The organism is Nocardiopsis oceanisediminis (assembly GCF_048595525.1).
Taxonomy (GTDB): Bacteria; Actinomycetota; Actinomycetes; order Streptosporangiales; family Streptosporangiaceae; genus Nocardiopsis_A; species Nocardiopsis_A oceanisediminis.
Genome location: NZ_JAFMZJ010000001.1, coordinates 5,740,990 through 5,760,273, shown reverse-complemented (window position 1 = coordinate 5,760,273; position 19,284 = coordinate 5,740,990). Strand labels below are relative to the sequence as shown.

The 19,284-nt window shown below is 76.0% G+C and carries 16 protein-coding genes; 8 read left to right on the top strand and 8 right to left on the bottom strand.

Annotated elements, in window-relative coordinates; genetic code table 11:
- The first annotated feature begins 93 nt into the window (after positions 1-93).
- The 4 genes from J0910_RS25130 to J0910_RS25115 all read left to right on the top strand — a co-directional run bounded on the left by J0910_RS25130 (position 94) and on the right by J0910_RS25115 (position 4,079).
- Positions 94-1,794, top strand: coding sequence for an ATP-binding protein (locus tag J0910_RS25130; protein WP_420161013.1), 1,701 nt, complete (start codon positions 94-96; stop codon positions 1,792-1,794).
- Positions 1,791-2,483 carry a response regulator gene (locus tag J0910_RS25125; RefSeq protein WP_420161012.1) on the top strand — a complete coding sequence of 231 codons (693 nt, stop codon included), beginning with the start codon at positions 1,791-1,793 and terminating at the stop codon, positions 2,481-2,483. The genes J0910_RS25130 and J0910_RS25125 overlap by 4 nt, the downstream gene beginning before the upstream one ends.
- A 79-nt stretch (positions 2,484-2,562) precedes the next feature.
- Positions 2,563-3,324: a class I SAM-dependent methyltransferase gene (locus tag J0910_RS25120; protein WP_420161011.1), complete on the top strand. Its 762-nt coding sequence runs from the start codon at positions 2,563-2,565 to the stop codon at positions 3,322-3,324.
- Positions 3,325-3,428: 104 nt separating this feature from the next.
- Entirely contained in the window at positions 3,429-4,079 is a 651-nt protein-coding gene (locus J0910_RS25115; RefSeq protein ID WP_420161010.1) for a class I SAM-dependent DNA methyltransferase, read from the top strand.
- A 75-nt stretch (positions 4,080-4,154) separates the two neighbouring features.
- On the opposite strand, the gene J0910_RS25110 is transcribed toward J0910_RS25115, so the two are convergent.
- The gene (locus J0910_RS25110) at positions 4,155-4,892 is read right to left on the bottom strand and encodes a CPBP family intramembrane glutamic endopeptidase (RefSeq protein ID WP_420161009.1); all 738 of its coding nucleotides are present in this window, start codon (positions 4,890-4,892) and stop codon (positions 4,155-4,157) included.
- 566 nt (positions 4,893-5,458) lie between these two features.
- Between J0910_RS25110 and lysX the strand changes: the two genes are divergently transcribed.
- Complete coding sequence (gene lysX, locus J0910_RS25105; RefSeq protein ID WP_420161008.1) at positions 5,459-8,719, top strand: bifunctional lysylphosphatidylglycerol synthetase/lysine--tRNA ligase LysX; 3,261 nt, start codon at positions 5,459-5,461, stop codon at positions 8,717-8,719.
- Positions 8,720-9,057: 338 nt separating this feature from the next.
- Here the strand turns inward: lysX and J0910_RS25100 are convergent, their stop codons facing one another.
- The 5 genes from J0910_RS25100 to J0910_RS25080 form a co-directional block, all read right to left on the bottom strand.
- A complete protein-coding gene (locus J0910_RS25100) occupies positions 9,058-9,828 on the bottom strand; it encodes an alpha/beta fold hydrolase (protein ID WP_420161007.1) in 771 nt (256 codons plus the stop codon).
- Positions 9,812-10,450, bottom strand: a complete 639-nt coding sequence (locus tag J0910_RS25095) for a DUF998 domain-containing protein (RefSeq protein ID WP_420161006.1) — start codon at positions 10,448-10,450, stop codon at positions 9,812-9,814. Before J0910_RS25095 ends, J0910_RS25100 begins: the two co-directional genes overlap by 17 nt.
- A gap of 349 nt (positions 10,451-10,799) precedes the next feature.
- Positions 10,800-11,384, bottom strand: a complete 585-nt coding sequence (locus J0910_RS25090; RefSeq protein WP_420161005.1) for a TIGR03086 family metal-binding protein — start codon at positions 11,382-11,384, stop codon at positions 10,800-10,802.
- A 144-nt stretch (positions 11,385-11,528) separates the two neighbouring features.
- The gene (locus J0910_RS25085) at positions 11,529-11,855 is read right to left on the bottom strand and encodes a putative quinol monooxygenase (protein WP_420161004.1); all 327 of its coding nucleotides are present in this window, start codon (positions 11,853-11,855) and stop codon (positions 11,529-11,531) included.
- 143 nt (positions 11,856-11,998) lie between these two features.
- Positions 11,999-12,757, bottom strand: a complete 759-nt coding sequence (locus tag J0910_RS25080; RefSeq protein WP_420161003.1) for an IclR family transcriptional regulator — start codon at positions 12,755-12,757, stop codon at positions 11,999-12,001.
- Positions 12,758-13,012: 255 nt separating this feature from the next.
- On the opposite strand from J0910_RS25080, the gene J0910_RS25075 reads away from it, so the two are divergent.
- The 3 genes from J0910_RS25075 to J0910_RS25065 all read left to right on the top strand — a co-directional run bounded on the left by J0910_RS25075 (position 13,013) and on the right by J0910_RS25065 (position 15,586).
- On the top strand, positions 13,013-13,594 hold the full coding sequence (locus tag J0910_RS25075; protein WP_420161002.1) for a TetR/AcrR family transcriptional regulator: 582 nt from the start codon (positions 13,013-13,015) through the stop codon (positions 13,592-13,594).
- A 63-nt stretch (positions 13,595-13,657) separates the two neighbouring features.
- Positions 13,658-14,671 carry an NADP-dependent oxidoreductase gene (locus tag J0910_RS25070; protein ID WP_420161001.1) on the top strand — a complete coding sequence of 338 codons (1,014 nt, stop codon included), beginning with the start codon at positions 13,658-13,660 and terminating at the stop codon, positions 14,669-14,671.
- A gap of 90 nt (positions 14,672-14,761) precedes the next feature.
- Entirely contained in the window at positions 14,762-15,586 is an 825-nt protein-coding gene (locus J0910_RS25065) for an aldo/keto reductase (protein ID WP_420161000.1), read from the top strand.
- A gap of 842 nt (positions 15,587-16,428) precedes the next feature.
- Here J0910_RS25065 and J0910_RS25060 read toward each other — a convergent pair.
- Both J0910_RS25060 and J0910_RS25055 read right to left on the bottom strand, forming a co-directional pair.
- Positions 16,429-17,016 (bottom strand): PadR family transcriptional regulator, encoded by a 588-nt coding sequence (locus tag J0910_RS25060; RefSeq protein ID WP_420160999.1) that lies wholly within the window; start codon positions 17,014-17,016, stop codon positions 16,429-16,431.
- Positions 17,017-17,122: 106 nt separating this feature from the next.
- A complete protein-coding gene (locus tag J0910_RS25055; RefSeq protein ID WP_420160998.1) occupies positions 17,123-19,144 on the bottom strand; it encodes an oxidoreductase in 2,022 nt (673 codons plus the stop codon).
- Positions 19,145-19,284: the final 140 nt, after the last annotated feature.

Genomic DNA, 19,284 nt, shown 5'->3' with positions numbered 1-19,284 from the left:
GTGAAGGATTTGTTAACACTGGCGTCATACTGGTCGTATTGGTCACGCGGGCGAGGGCCCGCCGACCGCGCAATCGCACGTGGAGTACCCCTTATGGCACCGCCGAGCCCGCGCGTCCGGCTGTCGCTCACCGGCTACCTGTTCATCGGCTACGCGCTGCTGCTCACCCTGGCGCTGGCCGCCACCGGCGCGCTCTGGTTCGCCCACCACGACCGGGAGATGGAGCAGCAGTACACCGAGCGGGTGCTGGCCATCGCCCGCTCGGTCGCGCACATGCCGCAGATCGTCGAAGGCTTCGGGGAGCCCGACCCGGCCGCCGTGATCAACCCGATCGCGGTCCGGGTCACCGAGGCCACCGGCGCCGAGTACATCGTGGTGGCCGACCCGGAGGGGATCCGCTACTCCCACGTCGACCCGAGGCTGGTCGGGCTGCGGGTGTCCACCCCGCCCGGGCCCGCCGCGCGCGGCGAGGAGTGGACCGGGGTGCAGACCGGCACCCAGGGCCGCACCGTGCGCGCCAAGGTCCCGGTCCTCTCCGGGGAGGGCGGCGTCCTCGGCTACGTCTCGGTCGGCATCCTCGTCTCCGACATGGAGACCGAGGCGGCCGCCGCGTTCCCGCTGATCCTGGGCACCACCGGCGGCGCGCTGCTGCTCGGCGCGGGCGGCGCGTGGGCGCTCTCCCGCCGGCTGCGCGCCAAGACCCACGGCCTGGAGCCCGCCGAGATCACCACCCTGCTGGAGGGGCGCGAGGCGCTGCTGTACGCGGTCCGCGAAGGGGTCCTCGCGGTGGACGCCGCCGGCCGGGTGGTGCTGGTCAACCGGCCCGCCCGGGAGATGCTCGGCCTGCCGGAGGACTGCGAGGGGACCCGGCTGGACGGGCTCGGCCTGCCCGGCCGGGTGCTCGACGTGGTCTCCGGCGCCGACGCCGGAGAGGACCGGATCGTGCTCTCCGGGGCGCGCGTCCTGGTGTGCAACCGGATGCCGGTGCGGATCCGCGGCGGCGACGCGGGCGCCGTGGTGACCCTGCGCGACCGCACCGAGCTGGACCGGCTCACCGGCGAGCTGGACGGGGTGCGCACCGCCACCAAGGGGCTGCGCGCGCAGACCCACGAGTTCGCCAACCGGCTGCACACCCTGGCCGGGATGCTGGAGCTCGGCGCGCACGAGGAGGCCCGCGCCTACCTGGAGGACGTCTCCATCGCGCACGCCCGCACCAGCGGCGACATCTCCGCGCGGATCGCCGACCCGGCGGTCGCCGCGATCACCCTGGCCAAGTCGGCCCAGGCCGCCGAGCGCGGCGCGGAGCTGTACATCTCGCCGATGACCCTGGTGCCCGAGCGGATGGACGCCGCGCTCCGCTCCGACATCGTGCTGGTGCTGGGCAACCTGGTGGACAACGCCCTGGACTCGGTGGCCGCCGCCGGGCCCGGCGGCTGGGTGGAGCTGCTGGTGCGGGTGCACCCCCGGCACGGCGACGGGCTCCCGCACGACCTGGTGGAGGTCCGGGTCACCGACTCCGGCCGCGGTGTGGCGGCCGAGCTCGCCGAGGAGATCTTCGAATACGGCTTCACCACCAAGGCCTCCCGCGACGGAGAGCGGGGGCTGGGGTTGGCACTGGTCAGGCAGGTCTGCGAGAGTCGCGGCGGCAGCGTCCGGGTGCAGCCGCCCGGCGAGGACGCCGACGAGGGCGCCGTTTTCATGGCCTACCTCCCGGCGGACGGCGGACCGCGGCCCGGAGAGCGTGCGGCCGCGGGCGGGCCGGCCGGCGAGGCGAGCGGAGGGAACGGAAGATGACCCGGGTCCTGGTGGTCGACGACGACGTGCGCGTCGCGCAGACCCACAGGGAGCTGGTGGCCTCGGTGCCCGGATTCGAGGTGGTCGGCGAGGCGCACACCGCCGCGTCCGCGCTCACCGAGGTGCACCGGCTCCGCCCCGACCTGGTCCTGCTCGACCTGTACCTGCCCGACGCCCCCGGCATCTCGGTCATGCGCGAGCTGCGCGCGGCCGACCGGGACGGCGGGCGGGGCCGCAACCCGGTGGACTTCCTGGTGATCACCGCCGTCCGCGACATCGAGCAGGTGCGCGCCGCGCTGCACGGCGGCGCGGTGCACTACCTGCTCAAGCCGTTCCCGCTCAGCGCCCTCCGGGACCAGCTGGAGCGGTACGCGGTGGCCCGCCGCCGGCTCTCCGGCACCGGCGAGGCCACCCAGAGCGAGGTGGACCGGCTGTTCGGCCTGCTCCGCCCGGCCTCCGCGCACTCGCTGCCCAAGGGCCTCACCGCGGCCACCAGCGAACTGGTCGCCCGCACTCTGCGCGAGGCCGAGGGCGAGCTGTCCGCCGCCGAAGTGGGCCGGCGCACCGGCGTCTCCCGGGTCACCGCCCGCCGCTACCTGGAGCACCTGTGCGCCGACGGCCGCGCCGAGCTGCGGCTGCGATACGGCTCGGCCGGACGCCCCGAGCACCGCTACCGCTGGGCGCGCTGACCGCCGGCGCACCGCCGGAACCCGGGACACGGAGGAAAACCGCTGGTCCGAGCGGCCGCCGAGATGGGAGGCTCCGGGCATGGCGCGAACGTTCGACGAACTGGTGGCGGAGGCCGAGGCGGCCCCGGTCGAGGGCTGGGACTTCTCCTGGCTGGACGGCAGGGCGGTGGAGGAGCGGCCGCCCTGGGGGTACCAGCGGCTGATGAGCGGGCGGCTGGCCGGGGTCCGGGCCGCGCTGGACGTGCAGACCGGCGGGGGAGAGGTGCTGGCCGGCGCCGACCGGCTCCCCCCGGCCATGGTCGCCACCGAGGGCTGGCCGCCCAACGTCGACAAGGCCACCCGGCTGCTGCACCCGCTGGGCGCGGTGGTGGTGGCCGACGCCGACCAGCCGCCGCTGCCCTTCGCCGCCGAGGCGTTCGACCTGGTGGTCAGCCGCCACCCGGTGGACGTGCACTGGGCGGAGATCGCCCGGGTGCTGCGCCCCGGCGGCTCCTACCTCTCCCAGCAGGTCGGACCGGCCAGCGTCTTCGAGCTGGTGGAGTTCTTCCTCGGCCCGCAGCCGGAGGAGGTCCGGCGCGCCCGCCACCCCGAGGACGCCCGCCGCGCCGCCGAGGCGGCCGGGCTGGAGGTGGTCGACCTGCGCACCGCCGAGCTGCACACCGAGTTCCGCGACATCGGCGCGGTCGTCTACTTCCTCCGCAAGGTGGTGTGGATGGTCCCCGGCTTCACCGTGGACGAGCACCGGGAGCGCCTGCGCGACCTGCACGCCCTGATCGAGGCGGAGGGCCCCTTCACGGCCACCACCGCCCGCTTCCTCATCGAGGCGCGCAAACCCGCCTGAGCCCGCTCCGGGCGGCGGGCGCCGGCGGAACCGGGCAGGACCGGAACGCCGTGCTCGCCTCCCCGGGCGGCGCCGCCCCGGCGGGCCCGGTAGGCTGCCCGGCCATGACCCGACCCGCTCACATGGAGGCCACCCGGGCCTCCTACGACGCCATCGCCGCCGCCTACGACGAGCACTTCGCGGACCAGCTGTCCGGCAAGCCGCTGGACCGGGCGGTGATCGCCGGCTTCGCCGAACTGGTGCGCGGCACCGGACCGGTCGTCGACGCCGGCTGCGGCCCCGGCCGGGTGACCGCGCACCTGGCCTCGCTCGGCCTGGACGTGCACGGCGTCGACCTGTCGCCGGGCATGCTCGCGGTGGCCCGCCGCCTCCACCCGGAGCTGCGCTTCGAGGAGGGCTCGATGACCGACCTCGACCTCCCGGAGGGCGGCCTCGGAGCCGTGGTGGCCTGGTACTCCCTCATCCACCTCCTGCCGGAGGAGGTGCCCGGCGCGCTCGCCGGATTCCACCGGGCGCTGGTCCCGGGCGGCCGCCTGCTGCTCGGCTTCCAGGTCGGCGAGGAGCCGCTGAGCTTCACCGAGGCCTTCGGCCACCCCGTCGAGCTGGACTTCCGCCGCTGGATGCCCGGACGCATGGCCGCCCTGGCCGAGCAGGCCGGGTTCGAGATCGAGGCCCGCATGGACCGCGCGCGCCTGCCCGACGAGACCGCCCCGCAGGCGTTCCTCATCGCCCGCAAGGCGGTAGCGGACGGGTGACGGGGTGATCAAGGGCAGGCGCCGCGCCCGGGTCGTGGGCCCGGCCCGCTCCTGCCCCTGATTCCCCCGCTCGGGCTACAGCCCCGCGAGTGCGACGGCGGTGACCAGGCCGTTGTTGCAGCAGTGCAGCACCAGGCCGGGCAGGATCGACGCGTAGCGCCGGTGCAGCCAGGCCAGCCACAGCCCCAGCACCAGGGTGTACGGCATGACCAGCGGGGTCACGTGCACCGCGGAGAACACCAGCGCCGAGACGGCCGCTGCGGCCCACGGCGCCAGCCGCCGGGAGAGCGCGCCGTGCAGCATGCCGCGGAACAGCACCTCCTCCAGCAGCGGGAAGAGCAGAACCGTGCCCAGCGCGATGAGCAGCGCGGGGCCGAGCGGCAGGTCCGCCACCAGCCCCGACGTGGACGAAGAGGAGCCGCCGCTCGACCCGCCCCCGAGGAGCGCGGCCAGGCCGAGGGCGGCGCCGGTGGACAGCATCGAGGTCAGCACGGCCAGCGGCACCCACAGCAGGAGCCCGGCGGGGAACCTGTTCGGCCGGACCAGGCCCAGATCGCGCAGGGCCAGGCGGGGGCCGCGGCGCATCAGCAGCACGGCGCCCAGGGCGAGGGCGAGGCAGGGGGTGAGCGCGGCCAGCGGGCCGACCGCCAGCGCGAGCCGCTCCGCGGTGGGCCAGTCGCGCGCGAAGGTCGTCGCGGACAGCAGTCCGGCCCCGAGCACCACCGCGCCCGACACCAGGGTCAGCGCGGCCAGAGCGGCGGCGTCGCGGAACCGCACCCGGGTGTCGAGCAGCGGAGCGGCGGGAGCGGGCACGTCGGTGCTCCTTCCGGGGCGGAGGCAGGGAAAAGGGGCGGCGGAGGAGCCCGGCCGCTCCCTACGACTCTGCCGGAGAGGCGGCCGCTCCCGCGCCCCGAGCGCCTGTGAGAAGCGCGATGCCCGGCCCGGCGCCGCCCGCCGGGGCGCAGGGGGGCGCGCGCACGCCGATGTCGCGGACGGTGATGCTCGCATTGCGATCCGGAGAAATGCCAGGGTGGACGGGTGTCCGGGGAGAGGGGGACGAGGGACGGCGTGCTTCCGGCCGGATGCGCGGCGGTCCGCCGGCGCGCCCCCTCGTCCGAGAGGAGGGCCGCGCAACCGGGAGATACGGCGGAAGGTCGTATCCCCCGGCCGCCCATCTCGTCCCTTCGGTCGAGTCGCCGAACGGCTCTGAGCACCTATGATGCGCGAGCGCCCCTCCCCCCGACGGCCCGCGAACCGCCCCGCTCCCCCCGGCGGCAGAAGCGCGGCCGGGGCCGCGGTGCCCCCTGCGAGCACCCGGCGGACGGCGGGCGGGCGGAGTTTTCGATCGGGTGCGACCGAGGGAATCGGGGGAGCGGGGCGTGAAGGAACGCATGGTCAAGGCCGCGCCGGCCTTCTTCTGCTGGTACGCCCGGGTGGTGGCGGCGCTGTCGCTGCTCACCTGGCTGTCCGCGGCGGTGGACGACTGGATCCTGCGGGTGGACCGGCTCGGCGTGGTCTACGCGCTCGGCTGGTGGCCGAGCCTGCCGTTCGCCGCGCTGATGCTGCTGCTCTCCGTCGGACTGCGCCGGGGCAAGCGGTCGGCCTGGCGGATCCAGCTGGCGGTGCTGGGGGTGGTGCTCGCCCGTACCGCGCTCTTCCTCGTCGGCTACCTGGCGCTGGCGCCCGACGAGCGGCGGCAGGTCCCGGTGCTGGACGCGGCGGCGCTGCTCGCCGTCCCCTCCGTGCTGGTGCTGGCGCAGGTCGTCTGGCTGGTCGCGGCCAGGCGGGAGTTCGCCGCCCGCCCCGACCCGGCCCGGCGCAAGGTCGCCGCAGCCGTGTTCGGCGTGCTGCTCGCGGTCGTCGTGGTGCTCGGCACCACCGTGGTCGCGCAGAACGACGGCGACCCCGACGGCCCGGTGGCCGCCGACGTCGCCTACGCGGTGCTGCAGACGGTGTTCGGTCCCCGGGTCACCGGCGAGTTCCTCGGCATCCTGGTGCCCGGCTGGGTCGACCTGCTGCTCGGCGTCCTCGGCAGCGGCCTGCTGCTGGCCACCGTCTGGGTGATGTTCCGCCCCTCCCGCGCCCGCGCGGTGCTCAGCCCCGACGAGGAGCTGGGCGCGCGCCGGCTGCTCGCCGAGTACGGGGACCAGGACTCGCTCGGCTACTTCGCGCTCCGCGACGACAAGGACGTCGTGTTCGCCCCGAGCGGGCGCGCCGCGGTCGCCTACCGCGCGGTCGGCCCGGTCTGCCTGGCCTCCGGCGACCCGCTGGGCGACCCGGAGGCCTGGCCGGAGGCGATCCGCCGCTGGCTGGAGGAGTGCCGGGCGCACGCCTGGACCCCCGGCGTGCTCGGCGCCGGGGAGCGGGCCGCCGCGGCCTACGCCGACCAGGGCCTGGACGCGCTGGAGCTGGGCGACGAGGCCGTCCTCGAACTGGCCGGGTTCGGGCTGGACGGGAGGGCGATGCGCCCGGTCCGCCAGGCGGTGCGCCGGGTGGAGCGGGCCGGCTACACCGCGCGGGTGCGCCGCGCCCGGCGGATCCCCGCGGACGAGGCCGCCGACCTCATCGTCGCGGCCGACCGGTGGCGGGACGGGGAGACCGAGCGCGGCTTCTCCATGGCGCTGGGCCGGCTCGGCGACCCCCGGGACGGCGACTACGCGGTGGTGGAGGCGTTCGACGGCGAGGGCCGGCTGCGCGGGCTGCTCGGCTTCGTCCCGTGGGGGCGCACCGGCCTCTCCCTGGACCTGATGCGCCGCGACCCGGAGGCGGAGAACGGCATCAACGAGTTCATGGTCGCCGCGCTGGCCGAGCAGGGCGGCGGGCTCGGCGTGCGCCGGGTCTCGCTCAACTTCGCGATGCTGCGCGGGGTGTTCGAGCGCGGCGCCCGGATCGGCGCCGGCCCGGTGCTCCGCGCCGTCTACCGGGTGCTCATGCTGGCCTCCCGGTTCTGGCAGCTGGAGACGCTCTACCAGGCCAACGCCAAGTACCACCCGGAGTGGGTGCCGCGCTACGTCTGCTTCCGGCGCAGCGGCGACATCGGCTCGGTGGCCATCGCGGCCGGCCGCGCCGAGGGGTTCCTGCCCGAACCGCGCCGGCACGGCCCCGGCTTCCCCGCGGTCTCCCAGGACCTGCTGGAGCGGATCCGCGCCATCGAGGAGGAGGCCGAGGCGGCGCGCTACCCGCGGCGCAGGCTCACCGAGCAGGAGCGGGTCCGCCACGCCAAGCTGGACCGGCTCCGGGCCGAGGGCGTCGACCCCTACCCGGTGGGCTTCGAGCCCACCGACACCGCCGCGGCGCTCGCCGAGGAGTTCTCCGGCCTGGCCGCCGACGAGCGCACCGGCCGGCGGGCGACCGTCGCCGGCCGGGTGGTGCGCGAGCGCGACCACGGCCGGATCGGCTTCGCGGTGCTGCGCGACGAGACCGGCGACGTCCAGGTGATGCTCAGCGCCGACGCCACCGCGGACTTCGACCGCTGGGGCGGCCTGGTGGACCTGGGCGACCAGGTCGGCGTCACCGGCGAGGTGGTCGCCACCCGCACCGGGGAGCTGACCGTGCACGCCGAGCGGTGGGCGATGACCGCCAAGTGCCTGCGGCCGCTCCCCCGCAGCCTGGACGCCGAGGCGCGGGCCCGCCGCCGCCACGTCGACCTGATCGTCAGCGACGATGCCCGGCGGATGCTGCGGGTGCGCGGCGACGCGGTGGCCGCGGTCCGCGACGAGCTGCGCTCCCGCGGCTTCCTGGAGGTGGAGACGCCGATGCTGCAGCCGGTGCACGGCGGCGCGGCGGCCCGGCCGTTCACCACCCGGATGAACGCCCTGAACACCTCGATGTACCTGCGCATCGCCCCCGAGCTGTACCTGAAGCGGCTGCTGGTCGGCGGCGCCGGCCGGATCTTCGAGCTGAACCGCAACTTCCGCAACGAGGGGCTGTCCCCGCGGCACAACCCCGAGTTCACCATGCTGGAGGCCTACCAGCCCTACGGCGACTACGACACCGTCGCCCGGCTCATCCGGGACCTGGTGGTCGCCGCCGCCCGCGCGGCGCTCGGCGGCACCGTGGTGCGGCGCGGCGGAACCGAGTTCGACCTGGCCGAGCCGTGGCGCGAGACCACCGTCCACGGGTCGGTGTCGGAGGCGCTGGGCGAGGAGGTCACCACCGCGACCCCGCTGCGCGAGGTGCGCCGGCTGGCCGAGGCCGCGGGCGTCCCGGCCGACCCGGAGTGGGGGCAGGGGCGGCTGGTCCAGGAGGTGTTCGAGGCGCTGGTGGAGGAGCACCTGGCGGCGCCCACCTTCGTCCGGGACTACCCGGCCGAGACCTCCCCGCTGGCCCGCGGGCACCGCCGGGACCCGCTGCTCGCCGAGAAGTGGGACCTGATCGCGATGGGCCTGGAGCTGGGCACCGGCTACTCGGAGCTGAACGACCCGGTCGAGCAGCGCGCCCGGCTCACCGCCCAGTCCCTGCTGGCGGCCGGCGGCGACCCCGAGGCGATGCACCTGGACGAGGACTTCCTCGCCGCGATGGAGTACGGCATGCCCCCGGCGGGCGGCCTCGGCATGGGCATCGACCGGCTGCTCATCACCCTCACCGGCCGCCCCATCCGGGACACCATCGCCTTCCCCCCGGTCCGCCCGGGGCGCTGAGAGGCCGCCGGGCCCGCCTCCCGGACCGGGACGCCCCGGCCCTGCCCGCGAGGGAAGGGGCCGAGGCGGTGCCGGCCTCCGGAAGGGGGCCCGGCGGCGGGTCGGCGGCCTCGGTGCTCCGGCCGCCCCCGAAGTTGAAGAACAAGCTCAGGGCGCTCCTCCCGCATGACCGGTCTTCCGGTGTCGGTACTCGACCGGGGCTCCCGCTCTCCTTGGCGCGGTCCGGCCCCGACCGCGGCCGGTCGAGGCGCCCGTGCCGCTCGGAAGGGGGCCGGCGGCCTCCCCGGTCCACCGGCCCGGGGCGCTCCGGGGCGCAGGGCCGGGACCCTCGCTCCGGGTCAGCGGCCGCCGAGGCCGCTGTGCCGGCCGCCCTGGGCGAGGTCGTCCGCGGCCTCCGCGATGACCTCGGGGAACTCCAGGTGGAGCAGGTGGGCGGCGCGCGGCACGTCGATCCGGTGGCCGTGCGGGCTCAGCGCGGCCAGGCCTTCGTGGCAGCCGCGCCAGGCCGGACCGTCCGGGGCGGTCAGCACCACCAGGCCGACCGGGGGGAACGGCTCCTCCCGGCGCAGCGCGTGCAGGTCGGCGACCATGGCGTCGTAGCAGGCCAGCTCGGCCGCGGCGGCGCGGAGGGTCCGCCCGTCGCCGTAGTGCCCGCGCACCGCGTCCCGGGGCGCCGGATCGCGGCGGGAGACGGTCTGGCGGCGCACCACCGAGCGGCGCAGCGCCGGACCGGCGGCCCGGGCGAACGGCGAGACCAGGCTCCCGCCGACCCGCCAGGCCAGCGAGCGCAGCGCGGAGGGGGACGGGGTGCGCATCTCGCAGCTCGGATCGACCAGCACCAGGCCGCAGACCAGCTCCGGGCGGAGCCGGGCGAACGCCTCGGCGTGCAGCGCGGCCACCGAGTGCGCGACCACCACCACCGGCCCGCCCGCCGCCTCGGCGAGCCCGGCCAGCCGCGCCGCCTCCGAGCGCAGGGTGGGCCGGAGGTTCCTGCGGTCGAACCGGACCACCCGGTACCGGTCCTGGAGCAGGCGCCGCACCCCCTCCCAGTCGAACGCGGCGCCGCCCAGCCCGGAGGCGCAGACCACGGTGTCACTCGTCAGGGCCATGAGCCACCCCCAGCACGATCAGCCAGACGCTGAACAGCGAGATCTGGATCCGCTGCACGATGCCGACGTCGCCGCCCGAGGCGATCAGCCAGAGCAGCAGCGCGGTCGCGGCCGCCTGCACGGCGGCCAGGAGCAGGAGCCCCGGGCGCAGCCCGGCGCGGACCGCCCCGGCGGAGCCGGCCATCGCCGCCAGCCCGCCGAGGACCGCTGTCGAGCTGGCCGCCTCGTGCATGGCGTGCGACGCGGAGAGCCGCCCCGCGGCCTCGGCGCGGGCGCACGCGGCATCGGCGCTGGGCGCGCAGTCCATCGGGAACACCAGCGCGTCGACCACGGTCATCGCACCGAACAGCAGCAGGCCCGCCCAGCACAGCACGGCGAGCGCCGTCCGCGGGCGGCGCTCCGGCGCGAACGCCCCCACCGCCCCCGCGACCAGGGCGGACAGCCCGGCCAGCACCTCGGTCGAGGCGAACAGCGGACGGAGCGGCCGGTCCCGGGCGAACAGCTCGCTGGCGTACCCGGCGACCGGGTCGGTCCCGGTGGGGAGCAGACCCTCCAGCCAGAACGAGGAGTAGAGCACCCCGGACAGCACCGCCGCCGCGGCGAACACCGTCCTGCGCCGCATCGTCCCCCCTCCCGGTCGCCCCGGCCCCGAGCGGAGAACGGACGGGCGCCCCGGATCGTCCCCGCCCCTTTCCGGATATTCTCCGCGGGCCATCGTCCCAGCACACCCCGCGTCCGGCGCGGCGGCGCGTCGAACGGGCCCGGGATCTTCCCACCGGAGGCCGCCGCACACCCGCCCGGCCCGGACGGCCCGGCCCCCTCCGGGGCCCGCGGTACGGCGGCGGAGCACGGACCCGCGCGGCGCGCAGGTGCGGGGCCGTCCGGGCCGGGCGCCACCGGGCCCTGCCTTCCCAGGGCGGGCGCGGCCGGACCGCGGCTCCGCGGCGGCGGCCGTCTCCGAGTGCCGCCGGCTACGGCCGGCGCCCCAGGTAGGCGGCCAGCCGGGTGTAGACGTCGGCGTCGTCGGGCACCGGCACGGCCGGGCTGAACGGGCCCTGCCCGCTGCGCTCCTCCGGCGGCGCGAACTTCGGGAACGCTTCGAGCGCCCGCGCGGCGAGATCGGGGTCGAGTCCGGCGAGGCGCCCGGTGGCGTGCGCGAGGTCCCAGGAGTGGGCCGTGAACTCGTGGGTGTACGCCTCCAGGACGTCCCGGCCGGGCAGCGTGGCCCACGGCAGCTCGGTCATCCGGTCGAGGCGCTCGTCGTCGGCCCACACCTCCTCGACCTCGCCGCGGGCCCGGGCGAATGCGCTCGCCCACCCGTCGTCGGCTATGCCGGCGACCACATCGGGGACCTCGCGCGCATCCCCTCCGGCGCCGGCGCGGGCGAGCTTGTGCAGCACCGAGAGCACATGTCCGAGCAGAGCGCGGACGTCGTAATCGGAGCAGGGAGTGCGGCCGCCCAGCTCGCCGGGGCGCACCGCCGCAACCTGCCTCCCGGTCTGATCGAGCGCCCTGGCGAACACCGGACGCGGGTCGTGGGCCGGCTCTGTCGTCATGGCCGGGACGGTACAAGGGGGTGCCGACGGGCGGGCCGGCGGTACCGGACCCGGGCGGAGGGCGGACCTGGGGCCGCGCCCGGCGGTGGGCGCGGCGGGAGCGGAACCGCCCCGGCGGAGGCTCCGCCGGGCGCGGCCCCGGTCTCACTCCGCGGGGGAGAGCTCTCCCATCGGGCCCCAGCCGTCGACCGGCGCGTCGACGTTGATGATCCGCGGGGTGGCGGAGATGACCTGCGGCATCCAGGCCATCGCCGCCGCGAAGTGCTCCGACTCCACGTGCGCCTTGCCGGCCTCGCCGTCGGCGAACGCCTCCAGCAGCACGAAGGTGTCCGGCTCCTCCACGCTCTTCGACCACTCGAAGAAGACGTTGCCCGGCTCGGCGCGGGTGGCCGCGGTGAAGTCGGCGACCAGGTCCATCCACTCCGCGCTGCGCTCGGGGCGGACCGGGAACTTGACGGCGATGAAGATCATTGCGGGCCTTTCGCGTCGGCTCTGCTCGGAAGCGGGTCGGGGCGCGGCTCCGCCCCTCCGGAGCCCATGGTGCCCGGCGCCGGGGCCGCCGGGGAAACCCCCGGGGCGGGGTTTCCAGCCGTGCCGGAAAACGGCGGGGAGGGTCAGCGGGAGAGCCGGTCGGCGGCCCGGCCGAGCACCGAGGCGATGCGGCCGCGCAGCCGCGGGTAGTCCTCGGCGGGCAGCGACACCGACAGCGCCCGCGCCTCGCCCGGCAGCGCCCCGGCCAGCGGCACCGCCGCGCAGGAGAAGCCGCGCTCGGCCTCGCCCACGGAGACGGCCAGCCCGGTGCGGCGCACCCCGGCCAGCTCGGCTTCGAAGGCGTCCGGGGCGGTGATGGTCCGCTCGGTCAGCCGGGGCATGCCGTGCCGGTCCAGGTAGCGCCGGCGCGCCGGGGCGGGCAGCGCGGAGAGCAGCATCTTGCCGTGCGCGGTCGCGTGCGCCCGCCGCTCCCGGCCGACGGCGAAGGGGGCGGCCTCGTCGGTCACCGGGACGGTGCTGTCCACCACGGAGATCTCCCCGCCCCGGTAGGCGGTGAAGTAGGCCTCGGCCCCGGTGGCCCTGCGCACCTCGGCCAGCGCCTCGCGCAGGCCCGGGGCGACGTCCAGCTGCCGCCCGTAGGCGCGGTGCAGGTCGGGGACGCGGTGGCCGAGCGCGTACCCGTGCGGGGTGCGCAGCACGTGCCCGCGCTCGGTGAGCGGTCCGAGCAGGTTGTAGACGGTCGACAGCGAGCAGTCCAGCCGCCGGGCCAGGGCCTTGGCCGGGACCGGTCCGGCGGCCTCGGCCACCGCGTCGAGCAGGTCCAGCGCCCGGTCGACCGAGCGCGGGCCGTCCCCGGCGGAGGGGAGGACGGGGGAGGGCACGGGGCTCACCGCCTTCTGCGCATCGGGTCCGCCGCGGCCGTCCCGCCGCGGCGCTCCCAGGTTAGAAGAGCGCTCGGCCCGGTCGGCCGCGGTCCCCGGGCGGCGGGCCGCCGGGATCCGGGTTCCGATGGGAGGCATCGGAACCCCTATTGGCGTGCGGCTCCGAGCGCGCTTAGGATCTGAGGAGAGCGACGCACTGACGGTCTGAGTGCAGAATGTCAGATCGTCGGAACCGGGCGGTGAGAGGAGAAGGCGATGGCGGACGCTCCGGCCCCCGGGCCGGGCGGAGCGGCGGACGGCGGCCGCCTCGGCCAGATCCTCGACGGCACCTACGACTGCCTGGTCCGCTACGGGGTCCGGCGGACCACCATGGACGACATCGCCGGGGCGGTGGGGATCTCCCGCTCCGCCCTCTACCAGTACGTGCGCAGCAAGGACGACGCCTTCCGCCGGCTCGCCCGCCGGTTCCACGAGGAGGCGCTGGCCCGGGCCCGCGCCGCGGCCGAGGCGGAGGGCCCCGTCGAGGGGCGGGTGCGCGGCGTGCTCGGCGCCAAGCTCGGCCTGGTCCTGCGCCTGCACGGCGACTCCCCGCACACCGCCGAGCTGCTGGACGCCAAGGCGCGGCTCTTCGGCGACATCTGCACCGAGTTCTGCGCCGAGGTGCGCGCCCTGCTCACCGGGCTGTTCACCGAGGCGGGGACGGCCGCCGTCGACCCCGGGGACGCCGCGGACATCTGCATCGCGGTGGTGGTCGGCCTGGAGGGCGAGGAGAACGCGGCGCGGCTGCTCGGCCCCGCCGCGGACGCGATCACCGCGGGCCTGCTCCGGGCCCGCTGAACACCCGACGAGCAGTACCGGACGGCCGCCGGGCGGCGGCCCAGGACATCGAGGGAGACTCCCATGCCCGTGAAGAGCCGTGAGGTGCACCTGGCGGCCCGCCCTTCGGGGGAGCCCGTGCCGGCGGACTTCGCGCTGGTCGAGACGGAGGTCCCGGACCCGGGACCGGGCCAGGTACTGGTCCGCAACGACTGGTTCTCGGTCGACCCCTACATGCGGGGCCGGATGAACGACGTGAGGTCCTACACCCCGCCGTTCGAGGTGGGCGCGCCGATGGACGGCGGGGCGGTCGGCACCGTGGTCGCCTCCGAGGCCCCGGAGGTGCCGGCGGGCACCGCCGTCCAGCACTTCCAGGGCTGGCGGGAGTACGCGCTGCTGGACGCCGCCTCGGCCGAGCCGATCGACACCGGGATCGCCCCCGCCCAGGCCTACCTGGGCCCGCTGGGCATGACCGGGCGGACCGCCTACGTGGGGCTCAAGGAGATCGCCCCGGTGCGCGAGGGCGACACCGTCTTCGTCTCCGGTGCCGCGGGTGCGGTGGGCACGGTCGCCGCGCGGGTCGCCCGCCACCTGGGCGCGGCCCGGGTGGTCGGCTCGGCCGGCGGCCCGGAGAAGGCCCGCCGCGCGGTGGAGGAGTTCGGCTACGACGCCGCGGTCGACTACCGGCAGGGCGGCCTGGAGCCGGCGCTGAAGGAGGCCGCGCCGGACGGCGTCGACGTCTACTTCGACAACGTCGGCGGCGACCACCTGCGGGCCGCGCTGTCCGTGCTGAACCAGGGCGGCCGGGTCGCCATGTGCGGGGCGATCTCGATGTACAACGCCACCGGTCCGGTGCCCGGCCCGGACAACCTGGGGCTGGCCATCAGCAAGCGGCTCACCCTGCGCGGCTTCATCGTCACCGACCACGGCCACCTGGCCGGCGAGTACGCCCGGCTCGCGGCCGGCTGGCTGGCCGACGGCTCCCTGCCCCGGGAGGAGACGGTGGTGGACGGCGTTGAGAACGCGGTCGACGCCTTCATCGGCCTGCTCAACGGCGCCAACACCGGGAAGATGCTGATCCGCCTGGGTCAGGGCTGACCCCGCGGACCGCACCGGGCCGCGCCGCCGGGCGGCGCGGCCCCGCTGCCGCGGGGAGTGCGAAGAAGAACGAGAGGAAGATCCCCGACCATGGATTTCGTGACGCTGAACAACGGCGTTGAAATGCCCCGGCTGGGCTTCGGCGTCTGGCAGGTGCCCGACGGCGAGGCGCAGGGCGCGGTCGCCGAGGCGCTGCGGGTCGGCTACCGCAGCATCGACACGGCCAAGGTGTACCAGAACGAGGCGGGCACCGGCCGCGCGCTGCGCGAGTCCGGCATCCCCCGCGAGGAGCTGTTCGTCACCACCAAGGTGTGGAACGACGACCACGGCCGCGACCGGGCGCTGCGCGCGTTCGACGCCAGCCTGGAGCGGCTCGGCCTGGAGTACGTGGACCTGTACCTGATCCACTGGCCGGTGCCCGAACAGGACGCCTACGTGGAGACCTGGAAGGCGCTGGAGCGCATCCACGCCGAGGGCCGGGCGAAGGCCATCGGCGTCTCCAACTTCACCGAGGCGACCCTGGGGCGCCTGCTGGCCTCGGCCGACACGGTCCCGGCCGTCAACCAGATCGAGCTGCACCCGCGGCTGGCCCAGGAGAAGATGCGCGCGCTCGGCGCGGAGCACGGCATCGCCACCGAGGCCTGGAGCCCGCTGGGCCAGGGCAAGGGCCTGCTGGACGAGCCGGTGCTGACCGAGCTCGCCGCGAAGCACGGCCGCACCCCCGCCCAGGTGGTGCTCCGCTGGCATCTGCAGCTGGGCAACATCGCCATCCCGAAGTCGGTCACCCCCTCGCGGATCGCGGAGAACCTCGACGTCTTCGGGTTCGCCCTGGACGCCGGGGACATGGAGCGCATCGCGGCCCTGGACACCGGCGCCCGGCTGGGCCCGGACCCGGACCGGATGAACTCCCGCTGAGGACCCGGCCCGCCTCCCCCGGGCCCCCGGGGAGGCGGCCGTCCGGCGCCGCGGGGCCCCGCGGCGAGGGCGCGGCCCGTGCGCAGCGCGGAGAGGAGCGCGGAGCGCGCACGCCCGCCGCGTGCTCCGGCGGTGGATCGGGGGCGCAGGATGAGCTTGAGGATTCCCATGCCCCGAAGCCAAGCCGATCGGGGGGACCGGCCGCCACGGGGATCTCCGGCCCTGTGGACGAGCGAGCCTGTGGACGAGCGGTCCTGTGGACGGAGGGCCGGTCCGGGGCACCGGCCGCGCGTCCTGGGGCCTGCTGCGCCGACCGATCGGCCCGCGCTTCGGTCCGCGCCCGCACCGGTCCTGTTCCGGCGGCCGGCCCGGGGGCGCCGCGCTCCCGGCCGGGGCCGGTGCCTGCCGGGGGCCGACCGGCATCGCCGCCGGCGGTGGCCTCAGCTTGTTCTTCAACCTGGGCGGGTGTGGTGCTCCTTCGGGCTCATGGTGCGTTCGGCTGTCTTTCCCGCGTCATGGTGTGGTGTCCGGCGCCGGTTCTTCGGGCCCCGGGGGCGCACGGAGCGGGGGGCGGGGGCACCGGCGGGACGGGCTTCCTTCGCGCGGGCGCTGCGAAGGCCCCGCCGTACCCGCGCCGGGCCCGACCGCTCCGGCGGCCGGGGCGGGCCGGGCGGAGCCGGGTGCGGGCGGCGATCACAGGCCACCTCCACCCATCGGCCGCCTCGGTGCTCCGACCGCCCCCGAGGTTGAAGAACAAGCTCAGGCCGGGCGCGCACCGGGCGGAGCGCGCCGGGGCCTTCCGCGCCGAGCGCCCCGGGGCGGAGCGCGCCGGACGGAGGGCGTCAGCCGCGCGGGCCCGCCGCGGTGCCGTCGCGCTCGGCGGCGCGGCGGTCCAGGATCTCCAGGCAGAGTTCGCCCCAGCGCAGGTTCTCCTCCTCGAAGAGGCGGCCGCGCATCAGGGTGAGGAACGGGCCGACGTGGCCGGTCTCGCGGAGGTACTCCTCCTCGGTGCGGCCGGCCAGCAGCCGGTCGCGGAAGCGCTCGTAGCGGGCCAGCTTGGCGCGGGCCCGCTCCATCCGCTCCATGATCGAGGTGCGCACCGCGGCCTCGTCGCCGGAGTCCACCGCCTGCACTTTGACCAGCAGCTCGTCCCGGATCGCGGTGGGCTTGGCGGGGCGGGCGGTGAACGCGTGCAACTCCTCCCGCCCGGCGGGGGTCAGCGAGAACATCCGCTTGTTGGGCCGCCGCTCCTGCTCGACCACGCGCGCCCGGATCAGCCCCTCCGACTCCATCCGCTCCAGCTCCCGGTAGAGCTGCTGCGGCGTGGAGGTCCAGAAGTCGGCGGTCGCCGTGTCGAACCGCTTGGCCAGGTCGTAGCCGGACGCCTCGCCTTCGAGCAGGGCGGCCATGACGGCGTTTCGCAGTGCCATGCGGCAACGGTATCAGCGGGGTGATTAATGGACGGGTGAACTATTCAACTCGCTGACCTGGGAGGCTCCGCCTCCCGCCCCGGCCGGGGCGGGAGGCGGGCCGGGCTCACAGCCGGGCGGCCAGCCGGGTGCCCTGGTCGATGGCGCGCTTGGCGTCCAGCTCGGCCGCGACGTCGGCGCCGCCGATCAGGTGCGGCTCCAGGCCGGCCGCGCGCAGCTCGGCGTGGAGCCCGCGGTCGGGCTCCTGCCCGGTGCACAGCACCACGGTGTCGACGTCGAGCACCTCGTCCCGGCCGTCCACGGTGATGTGCAGGCCCTCGTCGTCGATCCGCCGGTAGGCGACGCCCGGGACCATCCGCACGCCGCGGTTGCGCAGCTCGGTCCGGTGGATCCAGCCGGTCGTCCTCCCCAGGTCCTTGCCGGGCTTGGAGGCCTTCCGCTGCAGCAGGTGCACCCGGCGCGGCGGGCGCGGGCGGCGCGGCTCGCGCAGCGCGCCGGGCCGCTCATAGCCGGGGTCCACGCCCCACCGCTCGAAGTAGGCCGCGGGGTCGAGCGCGGCCCCGTCGCCGTCGTCGGTGAGGAACTCGGCCACGTCGAACCCGATGCCGCCGGCGCCCAGCACCGCCACCCGCTCGCCCGCCTCGGCGGTGCCGCGCAGCACGTCCAGGTAGCCCAGCACCTTGGCGTGGTCCACGCCGTCGATCTCGGGCACCCGCGGGGTGACGCCGGTGGCGACCACGATCTCGTCGAAGCCCTCGGCGGCCAGCCCCTCGGCGGTGGCCGGGGCGCCCAGCCGGACCTCCACCCCCAGCTCCTCCAGGCGCTCGCCGAAGTAGCGCAGCGTCTCGGCGAACTCCTCCTTGCCCGGGATGCGCCGGGCGACGTCCAGCTGGCCGCCGATCCGGTCCGCGGCGTCGTAGAGCACCACCCGGTGGCCGCGCTCCGCGGCGGCGGTGGAGACCGCCAGCCCGGCCGGTCCGGCGCCGACCACGCCGATCCGCTTGCCGCGGGCGGCGGGTTCGAGCACCAGCTCGGTCTCGTGGCAGGCGCGCGGGTTCACCAGGCAGGAGGTGATCTTCAGGCTGAAGGTGTGGTCCAGGCAGGCCTGGTTGCAGCCGATGCAGGTGTTGATGGAGCGGGGGCGGCCGCGCCGCGCCTTGGCGACGAACTCGGGGTCGGCGAGGAGCGGGCGGGCGAGCGAGACCAGGTCGGCGTCGCCGGCGGCGAGGATCCGCTCGGCGGTCTCCGGGGTGTTGATCCGGTTGCTGGTCACCAGCGGGACCCCGACGGAGCCCATAACCTCGCGGGTCACCCAGCTGAACGCCCCGCGCGGCACCGACGCGGCGATGGTGGGGATCCGCGCCTCGTGCCAGCCGATGCCGGTGTTGATGACGTCCGCGCCGGCCGCCTCGACCTCCTTGGCCAGCAGGAGCACCTCGGGCAGGGTGGAGCCGCCCGGGACCAGGTCGAGCATGGACAGCCGGTAGATCACCGCGAAGCCGGGGCCGGTCCGCTCGCGGATCCGGCGCACGATCTCCACCGGGAAGCGGATCCGGTTGGCGTAGGAGCCGCCCCAGCGGTCCTCGCGGCGGTTGGTGGCGGCCGAGACGAACTCGTTGATCAGGTACCCCTCGGAGCCCATCACCTCGACGCCGTCGTAGCCCGCGGCCTTGGCCAGCTCGGCGGCGCGCACGAAGTCCTCCACGGTGCGCTCCACCTCCTCGTCGGCGAGCGCGCGCGGCACGTGCGGGCTGATCGGGGCCTGCAGCGCACTGGGGGCGACCAGGTCCTCGTGGTAGGCGTACCGGCCGAAGTGCAGCAGCTGCATGGCGATCCGGCCGCCCTCGCGGTGCACCGCCTCGGTGACCGGGGCGTGCTGCTCGGCCTCGGCCTCGGTGGCCATCGCGGCCCCCTGGTGCCAGGGGCGCCCCTCGGCGTTGGGCGCGATGCCGCCGGTCACGATCAGGCCCACGCCGCCCCGGGCGCGCTCGGCGTAGAACGCGGCCATCCGCTCGAAGCCGCCGGGGGCCTCTTCGAGTCCGACGTGCATGGAGCCCATGATCACCCGGTTGGGCAGGGTGAACGGCCCCAGGGAGAGGGGGGAGAAGAGGTGGGGGTAGTCGGTCATGACGGCGTCTCCTCGGTTCGGCGTTCCGCCGCGCGCGGATGAGTGACGATACTGCTAATCAGTTTTTTGAATATACGCCAAATTTCATCCGTGGGGCGAGGCGGGGGAGAACTGGCGGCGCAGCGCCCGTTGACAGGCCC

What these genes read in the sequence shown, in the direction of transcription:
- J0910_RS25120 (WP_420161011.1), top strand. Translation starts at nt 2,563, where the DNA reads ATGGCGCGAACGTTCGACGAACTGGTGGCGGAGGCCGAGGCGGCCCCG.
- J0910_RS25130 (WP_420161013.1), top strand. Translation starts at nt 94, where the DNA reads ATGGCACCGCCGAGCCCGCGCGTCCGGCTGTCGCTCACCGGCTACCTG.
- J0910_RS25070 (WP_420161001.1), top strand. Translation starts at nt 13,658, where the DNA reads ATGCCCGTGAAGAGCCGTGAGGTGCACCTGGCGGCCCGCCCTTCGGGG.
- J0910_RS25065 (WP_420161000.1), top strand. Translation starts at nt 14,762, where the DNA reads ATGGATTTCGTGACGCTGAACAACGGCGTTGAAATGCCCCGGCTGGGC.
- J0910_RS25055 (WP_420160998.1), bottom strand. Translation starts at nt 19,144, where the DNA reads ATGACCGACTACCCCCACCTCTTCTCCCCCCTCTCCCTGGGGCCGTTC.
- J0910_RS25125 (WP_420161012.1), top strand. Translation starts at nt 1,791, where the DNA reads ATGACCCGGGTCCTGGTGGTCGACGACGACGTGCGCGTCGCGCAGACC.
- J0910_RS25090 (WP_420161005.1), bottom strand. Translation starts at nt 11,384, where the DNA reads ATGACGACAGAGCCGGCCCACGACCCGCGTCCGGTGTTCGCCAGGGCG.
- J0910_RS25095 (WP_420161006.1), bottom strand. Translation starts at nt 10,450, where the DNA reads ATGCGGCGCAGGACGGTGTTCGCCGCGGCGGCGGTGCTGTCCGGGGTG.
- J0910_RS25085 (WP_420161004.1), bottom strand. Translation starts at nt 11,855, where the DNA reads ATGATCTTCATCGCCGTCAAGTTCCCGGTCCGCCCCGAGCGCAGCGCG.
- J0910_RS25115 (WP_420161010.1), top strand. Translation starts at nt 3,429, where the DNA reads ATGACCCGACCCGCTCACATGGAGGCCACCCGGGCCTCCTACGACGCC.
- J0910_RS25100 (WP_420161007.1), bottom strand. Translation starts at nt 9,828, where the DNA reads ATGGCCCTGACGAGTGACACCGTGGTCTGCGCCTCCGGGCTGGGCGGC.
- J0910_RS25075 (WP_420161002.1), top strand. Translation starts at nt 13,013, where the DNA reads ATGGCGGACGCTCCGGCCCCCGGGCCGGGCGGAGCGGCGGACGGCGGC.
- J0910_RS25060 (WP_420160999.1), bottom strand. Translation starts at nt 17,016, where the DNA reads ATGGCACTGCGAAACGCCGTCATGGCCGCCCTGCTCGAAGGCGAGGCG.